Here is a 14,716-nt window from a genome sequence, read left to right on the forward strand (position 1 = left end):
GATCAGCTCGCAGATTGCAGCCTCGCCCGCGCGTCCGATCCGGCAGGTGCGCTGTACTTTGCGGGTCATGGCTCAGATGAGAGCGGCGTCGCTGGCGTTGCTGCTGGTGCTCGCTGCGGCATGCGGTGCCTCCGGGACCACCGGTGCACTGGACTCGTCATCGGCCGAGCTGGCGGCACTGCGCTTGCCGGCTGACGCCGATGCCCCGACGGCCGAATGGGTGGCCGGTGTCAACGCCGCCGGATGGCAGTTTCATCGACACTTGGAGGGCAATGCCGTCTCGAGCCCGTTGAGCATCGGGTCCGCGTTCAGCCTGAGCCGCGCAGGAGCTTCAGCCGATACCGGGACTGTGCTCGACGGGATATTCGGATTCCCCCCGACCGGTCTTCACAGCGCCGCGAACGCCGTCGATCTCATGGTGCAGCAGGCCTCGGTGGCACCTACGACGGTCGAAGTCGCCAACCGCCTGTTCCCCGACGACGACTTCACGCCGGAACCTGCATTCGTGGAGACCGCCGCCGGGCATTACGGAGCGTCGATCGAGCCCATCGACACCTCCGACGGCGCCGAGGCTGCGCGGATCGTCAACCGGTGGATCTCGGAGCGCACTCGCGACCTCATCCCCGAGATCGTCAACCGCGACACCGTCCAAGACCAGCGGCTCATCCTGGTGAACACGGTGTATCTCAAGGCCGACTGGCAGCTGCCGTTCCTGGCCGAGCTGACCAGCGACGAAACGTTCACTACCGGCGCCGGCCAGAGGGTGAGCGTGCCGTTCATGCGCGACCGCGAGCCGGAGTGGCGCCGCTACGCCCGGCTCGACAATGCCGACGCGGTGGAACTGCCCTACGAGGGCGGCGAGCTGGCGATGTGGCTCGTCGTTCCCCACGAGCTCGATGGTCTGGGAGCAGTCGAAGCCTCGCTCGACGCGGCGGCCCTGATCGAACTCGACCGCACGGCCGGCGACGGCATGGTGGATCTGGCCATGCCCACCTGGGAGCAGACGCTGCCGCCCACAGATCTCTTCGAGTGGCTGTGCCCGCAGGGATTCTGCGCTGGCGCGGGTTTCGACGGCATCGCCCCGGACCTCTTCGTCACCTCGGCGCTGCACGGCGCCAAAGTGATCGTCGACGAGAAGGGAACCGAAGCCGCAGCGGCCACGGCCATGGCGTTCACCGAATCGGCGCCTCCGACGCCTGATGTCACGATCGTTGCCGATCGTCCATTCCTGTGGGCCATCGTGCACCACGACACCGGTGCGCTGCTGTTCGTGGGCCGGGTCGTCAATCCCGCGGAGTGACGGGTCCCGCAGAGCCGTTCGATGCTCGCGAGGTCAGCGCCGGGGCACCACTGGGTCCCGCTGTCAAGGAGCTGTCGGCAGGACGATCGTGAAGCGAGCCCCGCCTGAGGGGGAGTCCTCGACGGTGATGTGGCCGCCCGATTCGGTGACGAGGGCGCGCACCACCGCGAGACCCAGCCCGGTGCCTCCGGCGTCACGGTCGCGGGCCTCTGAGAGCCTGGCGAAACGCTCGAAGATCCGGTCGCGGTCGGCCACGTCGATGCCGGGCCCGTCGTCGTCGATGCTCAGCACTGCCTCGTAGCCCGTCGTCGAAGCAGGGTCGGGGCTGGGGCGGGTTGTCAGACTCACCGTGACACGCTCGCGGGCGTGGCGGGTTGCGTTGTCGAGCAGGTGGGCGACGATGCGCCTGGCGTCCTCGCGTGGGGCAGCCACCCTGCCAGCAGAGACAGCGGTCACGTCGACCGGTACAGCCCGGCGTCTGGCGGCCTCTTCGAAGACGACGTCGTCGAGATCGATCGCCTCGGTCGAAGCCCGGCTGCGGTCCTCGTCGTGACGGGCCAGGATCAGCAGGTCGTCGACGATGCGCTGCATCCGCTCGGCCTCGACGAGCACGCCGGCTGCGAGATCGGCCGCCGGGACGCTGTCAGAGCTGCGCAGGGCAACTTCGGCTTCGCTGCGCAGCACCGCAACCGGCGTTCGCAGCTCGTGGGAGGCGTCGGACACGAACTGCCTCAACCGGGTGTCGCTGCCTTCGAGCCGGTCGAGCATCGCGTTCATGGTGGCTGCCAGCCGGTCGATCTCGTCGCCGCTGTGGGGCTGGGGGACTCGCTCGCCCAGGGTCCCGGCGTTGATCCGGCGCACTCGCTGAGTGATGCGCTCCACCGGGCGGAGCGCCCGTCCGGTGAGCAGCCAGGCCACCGCTGCGGTTGCCACCAGTGCCAGCGGAGTCGCGAGCCACATGCTGGAGCGCAGGCGGTCCACGCTGAGCGCCACGCCGCTCGTGTCGGCCGCCACCACGAAGTCGAAGCCGTCGACACTGCGAGTGGCGAACGCGATGCGCTGGTGCCCGGCGAACCACTGGTCGCCGAAGGGCGCAGGCGTCCCGTCGTCCTTGAATGTCTCAGGCCCCAACCCGCCCGTCTTGTACAACAGGTCGCTGAGGCTGAAGAGAGTGATCATGGGGCCGGTGGCAGAGCCGGGCGCGAGCAGGGTTGCACTGGCGCGATCCCGGTGCGAGAAGGTCGCGACGGCACCGTTGGTCATCGCAACCGGCACGCCCGCACTGCGCTCGGAACCGGTGGCATCCAGCAGGCCGTCGAGGTGCCCGCGGCCGTCGAGGCGGGCCAGCGCCTCGTGGATGAACAGCGCCTCGTTGGCCAGCATGCGCGCCTCGTCGGGGTCGAAGCCGCGTATCTCCACCTCGGGCGGGCCGGCGTGCTCGAGGCTGCCCGCCGACTCCGCGGCGGCCTCGACGAAACCGGGCACGCCTGCGGCTCGCTGTGCCATGAGGTCGGCCAGAGCTTCGGTGTCCAGCGACTGCGACTCGAACACGTCGTCGAACACGTCGTCGAGCAGTGCTTGGCCCATCCGGCCCGGTGCAATGAGCGTGGCGGGGATCAGTACCAGCGCTGCGGCCAGCCCGACCAGCACGGTCATCCGGGTCCGCACTGTCACCGAGCGGCGCGCCCGCATCGCACTGCCCCTGCCCGGGAACTTCGGTCGTCGGTCGGATGCTGCGGTTTCCCCGGTCATCTCGTCACTTGGTAGCCGACGCCGCGGACAGTGCGGATCGAGCAAGCCCCGAACGGGCGGTCGATCTTGCGCCTGAGGTAGCCGATGTACACCTCGACGATGTTGGGGTCGCCGTCGAAGTCGAATCCCCACACCGTGTGGAGCAGTTCCTGCTTGGGCACCACCTCGGGGGAACGGCTCATGAGCGCATGCAGCACCTCCAGCTCCCTGGGCGTCAGCTCGATGTCGGTGTCGCCTCGCGAGCATCGGCGGGTACGAGGGTCGAGTCTCAGGTCCCCGACGTCGAGGGCAAGCGACGGCTGTGCCTGCCCGCGGCGCATCAGCGTCCGCAGCCGTGCCACCAGCACTACCAGCGAGAACGGCTTGCGGAGGTAGTCATCCGCGCCCAGGTCGAAGGCATCGGCTTCGTCGTACTCGCCTTCCTTCGCGGTCAGCATCAGGATCGGCACCCAGTTGTCCTCGGATCGCAGCGTGCGGCAGATCTCGTAGCCGTTCATGCCCGGCAGCAGGATGTCGAGCACCACCGCCTCGTAGCGTCCCTCGCGGGCACGCCACAGGCCGTCGAGTCCGTCGTGCACCGCATCGACGCTGAAACCCTCGGCTTCGAGACCGTGCTGGACGGCGGCTGCCAGCCGCTGCTCGTCTTCGACAACCAGGATTCGCACACCGCGAGTCTGTCTCAGCCGGCGTGGGCTGCAATTCGTCACCCTGAGAACGCTCTCAGCCGCTCTCAGGCTCCCTTCAGCGTCGGGCTGCCACGGTGGGCGTCGACTCAGCACGGGCCGGACAGTTCGACCCGATGAGAACCCAGGCCACGACCCCACCACAGCAAGGAGACAGAACATGTCGGTCATCGACCACCACCCCCCAGCGAGCACCGGGCCACGGGCCGCTGCGGACCTCAGGCGCCGCGAGCGTCTGCTCCGCAGCGCAGTGTGGGCCGCCGCGGTCGCCGCCGTCACGCTGCTGGCACTGCTGATCATCAGCTGGGCCGCTACCCCGGCCGCTGCGGACGGCAGCACCCCGCCGCCGGTGCCCTCTGGCGGTCCCGCAGTCGATACGGCTGAGCCCGAGCCGTCCGGACCCGAGGTGAGCTACGCCGAGTGCGTGAAGGCCGCGTTCGCCGCCTTCGGACCGCCCGAGGAGGCTTCCAGTGCCGGCAGCTCCACAGGCGACCCCGCCGGCGATGCGCCCGACCCGTTCAAGACGGCCGGCACAGGCGACGGCGACGCGACGATCTCCGACCCCGACGGCACACCCGAGGTGCATCCGCACAGCCCCGCCCACGAGATGTGCACCGAAGACTGCCCGCAAGACGAGCAGTGCCGCAGGCCCACCGAGTTCACCATCGTCCGCGACGACAACGTGGACACGATCAGCTTCGAGAACCCCGAACCCGAAGGCGACCCGGCCGCATAGCTCTCGCACTCGACCCCCTGAGGCCTCCCCCTCAGACCTCCCCCTTGGGCCGGCCCCCCTCCGACCGGCCCAAGGGGGGTTCGTCGCGTGCAGAGCCGCCCAACCGCATGTCCAGCCGCATGTCTCGGACGCCGTATGTCGCGGACGATCGTGCCCAGGAGGTGCCCACCGAGGCAGGCGACGGGAGCGTCGGTCTCCTGCGGGGCTGTTATTGGGCCGGCGGAGCGGGCACGGTGATGACGGCCCGGACCCGTTCGCCCTTGCCGCCTGCGTTCTGAGCGCGCACCCAAACCCGGTAGGTCGCCCCGGCCTGCAGGTTGCGCCAGGTGGTGGTGGTCTTTGGGGCCTTGACCTTGCGGTTCTTGCCCTTGCCGCTGTCCTGATTCCTCAGGTGCACGATGTAGTTCTCGGGCGCGTCGCCGGACTGGGGGGCCTGCCAGGTCACGTCAATCGCGCCGTCTGCGGTGAGCGACAGCACTAAGCCCTGTACCGGGCCGGGCACTGCCACAGTGTCCAGCGGCTGCTCCGTCGCTTGCTGCTGTTCGGAAGCTGGCTCCGGCGGTTCCGGCTCGGGCTCTTGGACATTCAGGATGGGGGGCGGGGTGCTGTCCGTCACTGTCACGGTCAGCGACGGCGCCGTCACGCCGAGGTACACGGTGCCCCGGCCAACGGTCACTCGGTGGCTGATGGTGACGCTCTCGTCGTCGGCATCGGCGTCGGCTTCGCCGGACACGGTGAAGCTCTGGGGGACGTTCCAGTTGTGCGACCCGAAGACTGCCGACGCCGGGCTGACGCTGACTGCACCCACGTCACCGCTGCTCGGCGCAATGGTCACGTCGCCTACTGGAGCGGCGTCCAGAACCACGGTGTAGGTGGCGGTGCCGCCTTCGGGCACGTCCAGCGTGCCATGGCTGACCGTCACCCCGGCTGTGTCGTTGTCCCGGATGGTGATCTGGGCTGTGTCCTTGCCGCTGCCCTCGGTCGCCCAGCCGGAAGTGTCAGCGGTCACGATGACGGCGAAGATCTTGTCGTCCTCGACATATCCGTCGTCGATGGTGACGATGTCGACCTCCGCAGTACGGCTGCCCTGGGGGACGGTGGCCGAGCGGGCGAGCCTGCCCACGTCGGCGTTGGAGGCGTCACGGCCGTCGCGGTGCCAGCCTCGCTTCAAGGCGAACTTCACGCCGTCCTCCGGCGCCGCCTCACTGAGGGTGATGGTCACGGTGGCGGTCTCGCCCTCGACGACGCTGGCCGTGGCAGTGACCGAGTAGGTCCCATCCGCCTTCGCCGGCTGTTGTTCCGACGAGGCGGCGGGCTGGCTTCCGGCTGCGCCTGGCATCTGGCTGCGCTGGTCGGCCACGCTGATCCCGAGACGCTTCAGGGCGGGGTACTGGGCGGACGTGCCGAAGTCCCACGGGTCATCGGCGCTGCCGTCGCCGTCGAGGTCCACGTTCCAGGAGGCGTACAGGCCGGTGTAGCCCGTGGGCCCCTGCAGCTCGGCGGTGGTCTTGCCGTCGCCGTCGCCGCTGCGCCAGCTCACGCCGGTGGTCTGGGTGTCCCAGTAGCTGGCTGTGGTGGGGGTAATCCGGACGTAGTGTTCGAAGTTCTCGACGGGATAGGCCGCCAAGCCGCCTGCCGCCTGGGCGCCCGACAGGTTGCCGACGGCGTAGCTGGCGGTGATGGGCCCTTGGTTGAAGCCCACCAGCCCGCCGACCAGAATGCCGGTGCCGGACACATCGCCGCTGGCGTAGCTGGCGACGATGCTGCCATAGTTCACGCCCACCAGCCCGCCCACCTTCACTGCGGTGCCACCCGACACATCGCCCCCGGCATAGCTGCCCTTGACGCTGCCGAGCAAGAGTCTCCCCACCAGCCCGCCGATGAATTCGTTGCCGCCGGTCCCGTCTGCGGACACCTGGGCCGTGGAGTAGCCGTCCACAATGGATCCAGACGTTTGCTGCCCCACCAGCCCGCCCACGCTGGACCCGCCCGACACCTCGCCGGTGGTGTAGCTGCCGGTGATCGCTCCGCCCTGACTGGTGGTGCCGGCCAGCCCGCCGACGTTCTTCGTGCCGGTGACGTCGACCGACTCGAGTCCCAAGTTGCGGACAACCGATGAGCACACGCAGGCGAACAGCCCGGCGTTGGAGCTGGTGGTGTCGACGAACAGGTTGCTGATCGTGTGGCCGTTCCCCTCGAACACGACGTGTCGGCCGTGCCTGCCGCTGAACCGGTCGACAGGCGTCCAGCCCTTGCCTGCGTTCCAGTAGGTGTCCCCGGCCCCGGCGTTGCCGTCGCCGTCAGTGTCGAAGTCGAGGTCGGCGGTCAGCTCGTAGCCGTTGCAGCCCGCAGCAGGGCAGCCCATGCCGGTCGCCGCGCCACCGAAGGCGGCAGCATGGCCGGCGGCGGTGGCGGCACCGTCGCCGTCGCCGTCCCAGCGGATGGCGTTCAGCTGCGCCAGGCTGCACACCTCGATGAGCCGGTCATTGTCGATGTCGTAATCGCCGCCGGCCGGCACCGCGCACGCGCTGCTCTGCGGTTGCGACCGATGTCCCGACAGCACCTGCTGATACTGCGGCACCGGCTGGGCGCCTCCCGGCTCGATTCGGGCCGCAGCCTGCTGACGTGCGGCAGCGGGTGCCGGCAGCAGCATCGCAGTCATGCCGACCGTCACAGCGGTCAGCAGGAGCAGCGGCTTGCGTGAAAGGGACCGCCGTGCGGTCAGGCCGGGTCCCCGACGATGTTCAGAGGCGCCGAATAAGGGGGGGGGGGGGGTCGCATGCCCTGCGCGCCGCCGCTGCTGTTCCGGTTCGACATTGCCACCCGAGTCGCCCTCGTCTGCTTCGTTCGCCAGCCTGTGCCGCGAGCACGCAGGTTCCCGGCTGAAGTCATCTCGCTACCAGTACCACTACGTGCTGTGGCCGGCAACCTCGATCTTCAAGCGATGCCGGCCGGGCGGCAATATACACACGCGGACGCCCGCCGGCGCGGACGCCGCCGCGGATGTGGGACCGTCGGGAAGTTCGTGTAACCGGGCGTGATCCGAGGGTCCGCAGCCTCGCCGAGTGTCACAGGCCGAGGCCGAGGCCGCGCCCGGGCGCATCGCGTTGGCGGATCGGTCCGGCGAGCGCTTCGTTGCAGGCCCGGACGCGTTCATCCCAGGTGTCGAGCAGCCCTTCGGAAACGCCCCACTGGCGGCATGCGTCGGCGGCCAGCGCCCCGATGGCGAGCGCAGCGTCGCAATGGTCACGCAGATGGTCTTCTGAGGGCAGGTGTTGACCTCTGAACCCGAGTGGCCTATATTGATGAGGCCCTTCAGTGCTGTTCTGGAGGGAAGACGTGAGTCCCGGAGTGCCGGCCCGAGGACTTGCCGCAAGGCGAGTCGACTAGGGCGGGAGCCGGGGCTTTCGCATGTCTGGTCAGCCGTTCGTCACCTCGATGGTCCCCGCGTCGGCGAGTCGATCGAAGTGTTCGCTTTCGCTGCCCAGCAGGAACTCAGAGGCGATGCCGCAAGCGGCGTCGGCGGTCCACAGCAACGGCTCAGACTTCGACCGCCAGTCGTAGCTGAACGGGACACCGCTGGCGGCGAAGGTGTCCAGCAGGGTGTCTTGGTCGCGTTGATCGGTCGCTTCATCGCCGGACTCGATGATCAAGTGCGAGACACCGTCGCTGGCCAACTGGCGAGCATGCACAGCGAGCAGGTCCCGGCGCGCTTCAACCTGGTGGCGCCGCCCTACTGAACGCCACAGCACCGATGCCAACGCGCCCGACTCTTCCAGCACGGCTGCCATCCGTCCGATCGCCTCACGACCCTCGCTGCGGTAGTGAAAATGCGAGGTCCGTCCGCCGACGACGTTCTCTACGCGTTCGCGAACATCCGGCCAGTCGAAGATCACGACGGCAGCGACGATGTAGTAGATGCCGCCGCCGGCTTCCGGCGATGACTCGTCGATGACAGCAACCAAGTCGCCGTGGATCGGTTTGCCATCGCTGAGTCTCGTCATTGGAGTGGCTCGCTGTTCCTCGCTGCTGGGAATGCAGGCTGGGCCAGTTCAGCCTGCGATGTACGGCCACGTGGAGTCGTGCTCGCAGGGCAACCACATACCGGTGCCGACGGCGGGGTGAGGTTATGTGGTGAGGATGCCTCGGGCTTCGGAGTTCGCGTAGGGCACTTCGCGCGCGGCCCCGGCCTTGGTCGTGATGGCTACGTCGGTGTGGGGTGGTCGTGTGGGGTGCGGCGCCAGTGGCTGATCAGGGGGACTGTGCGGCGCAGCACGGCGCGCAGCGTGAGCGTCCACGCCACGACCGCAGCGACGAGGGCGGTGTAGCCCCATCCGGGGATCTGGGCAAGCTGCAGCCAGGAGCGCAGCCCGGTGGTCATGATCGCTACGAGCAGGGCGACGCTGCCGACGACGAGCGCGGCGGGCCGCCAGTCGGCGTGAAGGGGCTGGCCTGGGGCGGTGAAGAAGCGAATGGGGGGCTGCAGGAACAGGATGGTCAGCAGCCCCGTGAGGATGAGGAACACGACGAGCGCGGTGCGGCCGAGGATGGCGGCGACTTCGGGCGCGCTTGCCTGGTCGGCGCCGAGGGCGAAGCCGACGATGCTGTCGAAGCGGCCGTCGAATAGCTGCAGCCCGTGCCTGGTGATGTAGTAGGTCGCGACGAACACGCTGCCGCCGTAGAAGAGGTTCACCAGGGCCACGGGCATGACGAAGCGTGTGAGCTCCGCGGCGTCGACGGTGCGGGCTCGCTCCGGCCGTGCCCACAGCGCAAGCCCGACGGCAGGGATGGTGATGGTGATGAGGCCGTAGACGGTCTGGGCGCCTGCGGAGAACGGGAACACCTGGTTGACGATCATCATCGCCACGGCGACCATTCCGAGCGTCGCGGAGCGGGCGACGGTGAGCCGCAGGATGTCGCGCATGCCTGAGACGATGCGACGCCCCTCGGTGATGGCGGGCCTGACGGCGGCGAACGAGTCGTTGAGCAGGACGAGGTCGGCGGTGCCCCTGGCTGCGCTGCTGCCGGACTCCATGGCGATGCCCACATCTGCGGCGGTGAGTGCGAGCGTGTCGTTGACGCCGTCGCCGATCATGGCGACGTAGCTGCCGCCGTCTCGCAGGGCGGTGACGAGGCGCTCTTTCTGGTGCGGGGCGATGCGGCCGAAGACATCGGCTCGGCGGGCTGCCGCGGCGAACTCGCTCTCGTCGAGCTCGTCGAGTTCGGGGCCCGAGACAACGGCGAGATCTTCTGGCAGGCCCACCTGGCGAGCCAGTGCCGCGACCGTGTCGGGGCTGTCGCCGGAGATGATCTTGAGGGCGACGCCATCGTCGAGCAGCCCGCTGACGGTCTCGCGGGCGTCGTCACGCAGCTCGTCAGCGAACCCCACCAGGGCGAGCGGCTCGAGCGGGGGCAGCGCCGGTCGGCCCTCATGGTCGTGCAGCGCGTCGGTGCCGTGGCCGGCGGCGAAAAGCAGCACACGGTGACCGGCCGCGGTCCACTGGTCGATGGTGTCGCGCCCCTCGAAGCCGGCGGGCATGTGCGGCTCGAGCGCTTCGGGGGCGCCCAGCACGTAGGAGGCGCCGCCGAAGGACGCCGCGCTCCAGCGGTTGGCCGACTCGAAGGGAACCTCGTCGGCCAGTGCCTCGATCCGACCGGGAAATGCTGCACGCAGCGCACCGGTGGTCGCGTTGGCGCTGGTGACGCTGTTCGCGAACGTGCCGAGCACCTCGGCCACGGCCTCCCGAGAGCGGCCGTCATCGGCGGCCTGCCCTGCGGCCTGCCCTGAGCCCGTCTGCTCACCGACGGGCTCCATGGCGGCGAGCTGCAGCCGGTTGGCGGTGAGCGTGCCGGTCTTGTCCGAGCACACCACATCGACATGGCTGATCGACTCCAGCGCGTTGAGCTGCTGCACGAGCAGGTCATGGCGGGTGAGCCGGGCGGCGCTCATCGAATAGGTGACGACGAAGATCAAGAACAGGCCGACGGGCACGATGGCGGCGGTCACTGTGGCGGTCTCGACCACGCGCACCGCCGAGGTCTCCGAGACGATGCCCTGGGCGACGAAGAGCAGGCCGAAGAAGGCGGCGGCGGTGATGAGCACCCGCAGCACGTCGTCGACGAGGCGCTGGAGCGGGGTCTTGGCAGCGGTCGACCCCTGCGCCGCCGCGGTGAGCGAAGTCGCCAGCGAGTCGTTGCCGACCCGTGTGGTGAGCGCCGACGCGGTGCCGCTGATGCAGAACGTGCCCGAGTGGAGCTCGTCGCCGATCCGCTTGGCGACCGGCTCGGACTCGCCGGTCAGCAGCGACTCGTTCATCGTGACCGGTCCGCCCTCGATCAGCATGCCGTCCGCGACGATCTGCTCGCCGGGGCCGACGACCACGATGTCGTCGAGCACGACGCCGGCGGGGCTGATGTGCACATCGCGCCCGTCGCGGCGCACGGTGACCGTCGGCGTGGAGAGGATGGCGATGCGATCGAGCCGGCGCTTGGCGCGGATCTCCTGAAAGCTGCCGATGGCCACGATGGCGATGATGAAGCTCAGGTTGATGACGCCGTCGCGTGTGCGTCCCATCGCGACCAGCGCGGTTCCCAGCACCAGCAGGACGATGTTGACGGAATTGAGCGTGTTGGCGACGAGGATGTCTTTGATGCTGCGAGTGGTGTGCGCGGTCGCCGCCGCGTTGGTGCTGCCCGCTGCTGTGCGCTCGCGCACGTCGGCTTCGGTGAGACCGGTGCGGGCATCAGCCATGACGGGGTTGCTGGACACGTGCGCGGGCGGTTTCCTCAGGTTCGGCGGATGACCTGGCGCCACCACCGCCAGCGGGCAGCGGCGTAGGCCATGGCCTCGTCGGTGAGCAGGAGCCGGGTGGAGTTGCCGGTGCGAACGTAGAAATCGGCTGATCGCTGGCCGCCCGACGGGTTGGCGAACACCGCCCGGGCGTGCGGGCGGACGTCGATGCGGGCGACACGGTGAGGGCCGCATCTGGGAAACGAGACCGTGACCGACGCCAGCACCGAGCTTCCCAGCGCGGATTCGAGCATGTCGGTCAGCCAGAGCTGGTAACGGTCGAGATCGGGCTGCTTCATGTGCCCGAGGTCGGCGTCGAGCCCGACAGGTTCGGCGTCGTCGCTGACGCCGATCAGCAGCGTCCCGCCGCTGCTGTTGAGAAAACCGGCGACAGTCTTGGCCACGGCGAATTCGACCTTGGGGTCTCGGCCGCCGGTGTGGATGTTGTGGCGCGCTGTCTGCTTGAATTCCACCCGATCTGACTCGCCCGCCTCGATGATGTCCTCGACCGGCGTGGCCGATTGGCCGCCCAGCCGCGAGGCCACCAGCGCGTAGATCGCGAGCACCCCGATCGAGCCCCCAAGGGCCGACGCCGCCGACAGCAGGGTGAACTCGAACGCCCCGCTGCCCCGGAACACCGACAGCAGCGTGGTGCCCACGCCCGCGCCGACGATCCCGACCAGGATGGTCGCAGCCCACGACAGCGAGATCCGCTTCCACAGCACGAGACGGGCTACCGACCCCAGCACGAGGCCGCCGAACAGCAGCCCGATCCAGCCCAGCCCGCCCGACATCAGCGGTGGCCGCCGACGGCGTCGCCGCGACCGCTGGCGGTGAGGCTCACTGCAGCACTCACGGTGCCAACGCGACTCTGCATCGCATCAGGCCCATGTTACTTTCGCTGCCCTATGTGTCCGGCGTCGCGACTTGGGGATCGTCCTCGGCCGCCGCGGCTCCGACGCATGCTCGGTCGCCGTCACGACTGGCGGCTGAAGATCCCCAGCGTGCGCATCCTGCGGCCCCACCGCGGCTGGATCGGCCCGTTGCTGGTGCTAGTGACGACGTTCGTGTCGATGATCGCGGTATCGGGCGGATCGGGTCCGCAGGGCACCGCATCGGTCTCCGGCCTCACGATCGGCGCGGCGTCGATGACGCTGATGGCGTGGAGCTTCGTCCTGGCGGTTCGCATCCCGTTAATCGAACCCATCTTCGGCGGTCTCGACAGCGCCTATCGCGTGCACCGCTGGGCCGGTGCGCTGTCGATCCCGATGATGCTGTTCCACGCCGGTTCCGCCGAGGTCGCAGACGGGTTTCTCGAACTGTCCCGCTCGGCGTCGGACACCGGCCTTGCGCTGGCCAGCGCCGCGCTGATCATGGGCATTGCGCTGTTCGTGCTCAGCATCTTGAGATGGATGCCTTACCGCTGGTGGCGGCTCACGCACAAGCTGTTCGGTGTCGTCTATGTCTTCGCGGCCTGGCACATCTACACCGTGGAAAAGCCCTATCAGAACTGGTCGGGGTGGGGCACGTACCTGAACGTGATCATGGCTGCGGGGCTTGTCGCGTTCGCCTATCGGGTCATCGTGCGCGACATGTTCCGGCGGGGGCTGCGTTACCGGGTCGTGTCTGCCGCCCGGGTCGGCACCGCCACCGACCTGGTGCTTGAGCCGATGGGCAAGGAACTCGACTACCGGCCTGGGCAGTTCGCGGTCATCAAGGTGCAGAAGCAGGGCCTGTCCGAACCGCATGTGTTCACGGTGGCGGCACCGCCCCGGTCGGGGCATCTGCGTTTTTTCATCCGTCGGCTCGGCGACTGGACGGCGAAGCTCTATGACGCCGATCTCACCGGAGTCGAAGTGCTCGTAGAAGGCCCCTACGGCACCTTCGAGGCTCTCAAGGAAGGCGGCCCCACCGTCTGGGTGGCTGGCGGCGTGGGGATCACCCCGTTCCTGTCCAACTCCACTGTGCTGCCGGCCGATTCGCCCGATCCTCCGGTGCTGTTCTACTGCGTGCGCAGCCGGCAGGACGCCATGGGCATCGAACTGCTCGACCAAGCCCACCGCGACGGCAAGATCGAGCTGTGCATCATCGCGTCTGCCGACGGGCAGCGGTTCACCCGCTCGACGCTCGCCGAGCACTTCGGACCCGGGGGTCTCAAGGGCGGCCATGTTGCGCTCTGCGGCCCCAAGAGCCTGATCGTCTCAGCCGAGAAGGCCAGCCGGAAGCTGGGCGCCGCATCAGTCGAGACCGAAGACTTCGACTTCCGCCAAGGGCTCGGCCCCGACCTCCCCGGCCTGCCGCGCGACAGCACCAGCCGGTGAGGCTGGGCTGGTGAGATTCAGCCGCTGACGCATCGGCCTTCGACGACGGCTTCATCGGCCCGCCGTCCATGTTCGACGTCGACGAGTTCCGCGGTGTGCGTGGCAGCACCGCCGACCGCGGCGAGCACACCGACGAGGTGCTGGCGACCCTCGCATAGCGATCCGCCCCACCGGCGATGTGTGTGCTGTTTGAATAATTATCGATAGATGTCTTTGTATTTCGTGGGCCAGGCGGCTATGGTGCCGTGGTATGTTGACGATGTGGAAGATCTCGGCGCAATGGTGATCGCACAGATCGTCACCGTCGCCGTGGCTGTTCTGGCCATCGTGTGGAACCAGCAGCGCACCGTGGCCGCGCTGCGCAGCGAGATGCGCACCGAGATCGCCACGCTGCGTACTGAGATGCGCGAGGAGATCGGGGCGCTGCGCGGCGAGATGCGCGAGGAGATCGGCGTGCTGCGTGAGGAGATCGGGGCGCTGCGCACCGAGGTGGCGGCGAACGGCGAGCGTCTGTCGCGCATTGAGGGCTATCTGGGGATCGGCATGTCCGCCGAGGCCGCAGCGGGTGCCGCAGGGGCGTTCATCACCGCTGGCGCCCGAGCGGCCCAGCCCCAGCCCGCCGACTGACGACGCCCCTCTCGGCACGCGCGTCCCGGCCCGTCACCCGGTCGCGCTCTTGGCGCGGGCTGCGTCCTCCTTGGGTCGCCTGCTGGGCTCTTGGGACTGCTCGTGTGGGGTGCGGAGTGTCGCAGCGCTGGGGTCCGGGTTCTCGTCTCGTTGCGCGGCCGGCGGCGGGTCGAGCGTCTCGCTGGTGTGCGGCGCTGCGGGCGTGGGGGGGGGGCTGGGATGCTTCTGGTTGTCGTGGGGTCCTGCTGTGTGCTCCGGCCCCCGGCCGGTCGGCTAATGTGCGGCGCGACTCTCGCTCAGGAGGTGCACATGCCCGCCAGGACCGTACACAACGCTTCGGGGTTCGCAGCGGCGCCTTTGGCGCGCGGGCGCGCCCATTCTGCGGGGGGGGGGGGGTAGAGCACTAGCTCGCCGTGGCGTCCGCCTACCCCTGGTCGCGCTGGTTGCCGCAATCTTGGCCGCGGTCTTGGCCGCATCGAGCCCGGTCGTGGCCCAGACCGGGCCCTC

The 14,716-nt window shown here is 69.0% G+C and carries 11 protein-coding genes; 5 read left to right on the top strand and 6 right to left on the bottom strand.

All coding sequences use genetic code 11. The features are described from left to right. The first annotated feature begins 67 nt into the window (after nt 1-67). Nucleotides 68-1,300, top strand: coding sequence for a serpin family protein (locus ACOGW9_RS11195; RefSeq protein ID WP_419911255.1), 1,233 nt, complete (start codon nt 68-70; stop codon nt 1,298-1,300). A gap of 63 nt (nt 1,301-1,363) precedes the next feature. Here the strand turns inward: ACOGW9_RS11195 and ACOGW9_RS11200 are convergent, their stop codons facing one another. Further along, entirely contained in the window at nt 1,364-2,992 is a 1,629-nt protein-coding gene (locus tag ACOGW9_RS11200) for an ATP-binding protein (protein ID WP_419911257.1), read from the bottom strand. Between the two features lie 56 nt (nt 2,993-3,048). After that, nucleotides 3,049-3,717 (bottom strand): response regulator transcription factor, encoded by a 669-nt coding sequence (locus ACOGW9_RS11205; protein ID WP_419911259.1) that lies wholly within the window; start codon nt 3,715-3,717, stop codon nt 3,049-3,051. A gap of 178 nt (nt 3,718-3,895) precedes the next feature. Here ACOGW9_RS11205 and ACOGW9_RS11210 point away from each other — a divergent pair, with 178 nt between their 5' ends. Next, entirely contained in the window at nt 3,896-4,471 is a 576-nt protein-coding gene (locus ACOGW9_RS11210; protein ID WP_419911261.1) for a hypothetical protein, read from the top strand. Between the two features lie 208 nt (nt 4,472-4,679). Here ACOGW9_RS11210 and ACOGW9_RS11215 read toward each other — a convergent pair whose 3' ends face one another. Further along, a complete protein-coding gene (locus ACOGW9_RS11215) occupies nt 4,680-7,133 on the bottom strand; it encodes a fibronectin type III domain-containing protein (protein WP_419911263.1) in 2,454 nt (817 codons plus the stop codon). Between the two features lie 403 nt (nt 7,134-7,536). Here ACOGW9_RS11215 and ACOGW9_RS11220 point away from each other — a divergent pair, with 403 nt between their 5' ends. Then, nucleotides 7,537-7,737, top strand: a complete 201-nt coding sequence (locus ACOGW9_RS11220; RefSeq protein ID WP_419853919.1) for a hypothetical protein — start codon at nt 7,537-7,539, stop codon at nt 7,735-7,737. A gap of 153 nt (nt 7,738-7,890) precedes the next feature. Here ACOGW9_RS11220 and ACOGW9_RS11225 read toward each other — a convergent pair whose 3' ends face one another. The 3 genes from ACOGW9_RS11225 to ACOGW9_RS11235 form a co-directional block, all read right to left on the bottom strand. Beyond that, on the bottom strand, nt 7,891-8,475 hold the full coding sequence (locus ACOGW9_RS11225; protein ID WP_419853918.1) for a hypothetical protein: 585 nt from the start codon (nt 8,473-8,475) through the stop codon (nt 7,891-7,893). Between the two features lie 200 nt (nt 8,476-8,675). Continuing rightward, nucleotides 8,676-11,222: an HAD-IC family P-type ATPase gene (locus tag ACOGW9_RS11230; protein WP_419911266.1), complete on the bottom strand. Its 2,547-nt coding sequence runs from the start codon at nt 11,220-11,222 to the stop codon at nt 8,676-8,678. 35 nt (nt 11,223-11,257) lie between these two features. Continuing rightward, complete coding sequence (locus tag ACOGW9_RS11235; RefSeq protein ID WP_419853916.1) at nt 11,258-12,055, bottom strand: RNA-binding domain-containing protein; 798 nt, start codon at nt 12,053-12,055, stop codon at nt 11,258-11,260. 168 nt (nt 12,056-12,223) lie between these two features. On the opposite strand from ACOGW9_RS11235, the gene ACOGW9_RS11240 reads away from it, so the two are divergent. Both ACOGW9_RS11240 and ACOGW9_RS11245 read left to right on the top strand, forming a co-directional pair. Beyond that, on the top strand, nt 12,224-13,582 hold the full coding sequence (locus ACOGW9_RS11240) for a ferric reductase-like transmembrane domain-containing protein (RefSeq protein ID WP_419853915.1): 1,359 nt from the start codon (nt 12,224-12,226) through the stop codon (nt 13,580-13,582). 207 nt (nt 13,583-13,789) lie between these two features. Beyond that, the gene (locus ACOGW9_RS11245) at nt 13,790-14,209 is read left to right on the top strand and encodes a hypothetical protein (protein ID WP_419853914.1); all 420 of its coding nucleotides are present in this window, start codon (nt 13,790-13,792) and stop codon (nt 14,207-14,209) included. Nucleotides 14,210-14,716 lie beyond the last annotated feature (507 nt).

Origin of the sequence: Candidatus Poriferisodalis sp. (assembly GCF_965203655.1) — a bacterium.
Taxonomy (GTDB): domain Bacteria; phylum Actinomycetota; class Acidimicrobiia; order Acidimicrobiales; family Poriferisodalaceae; genus Poriferisodalis.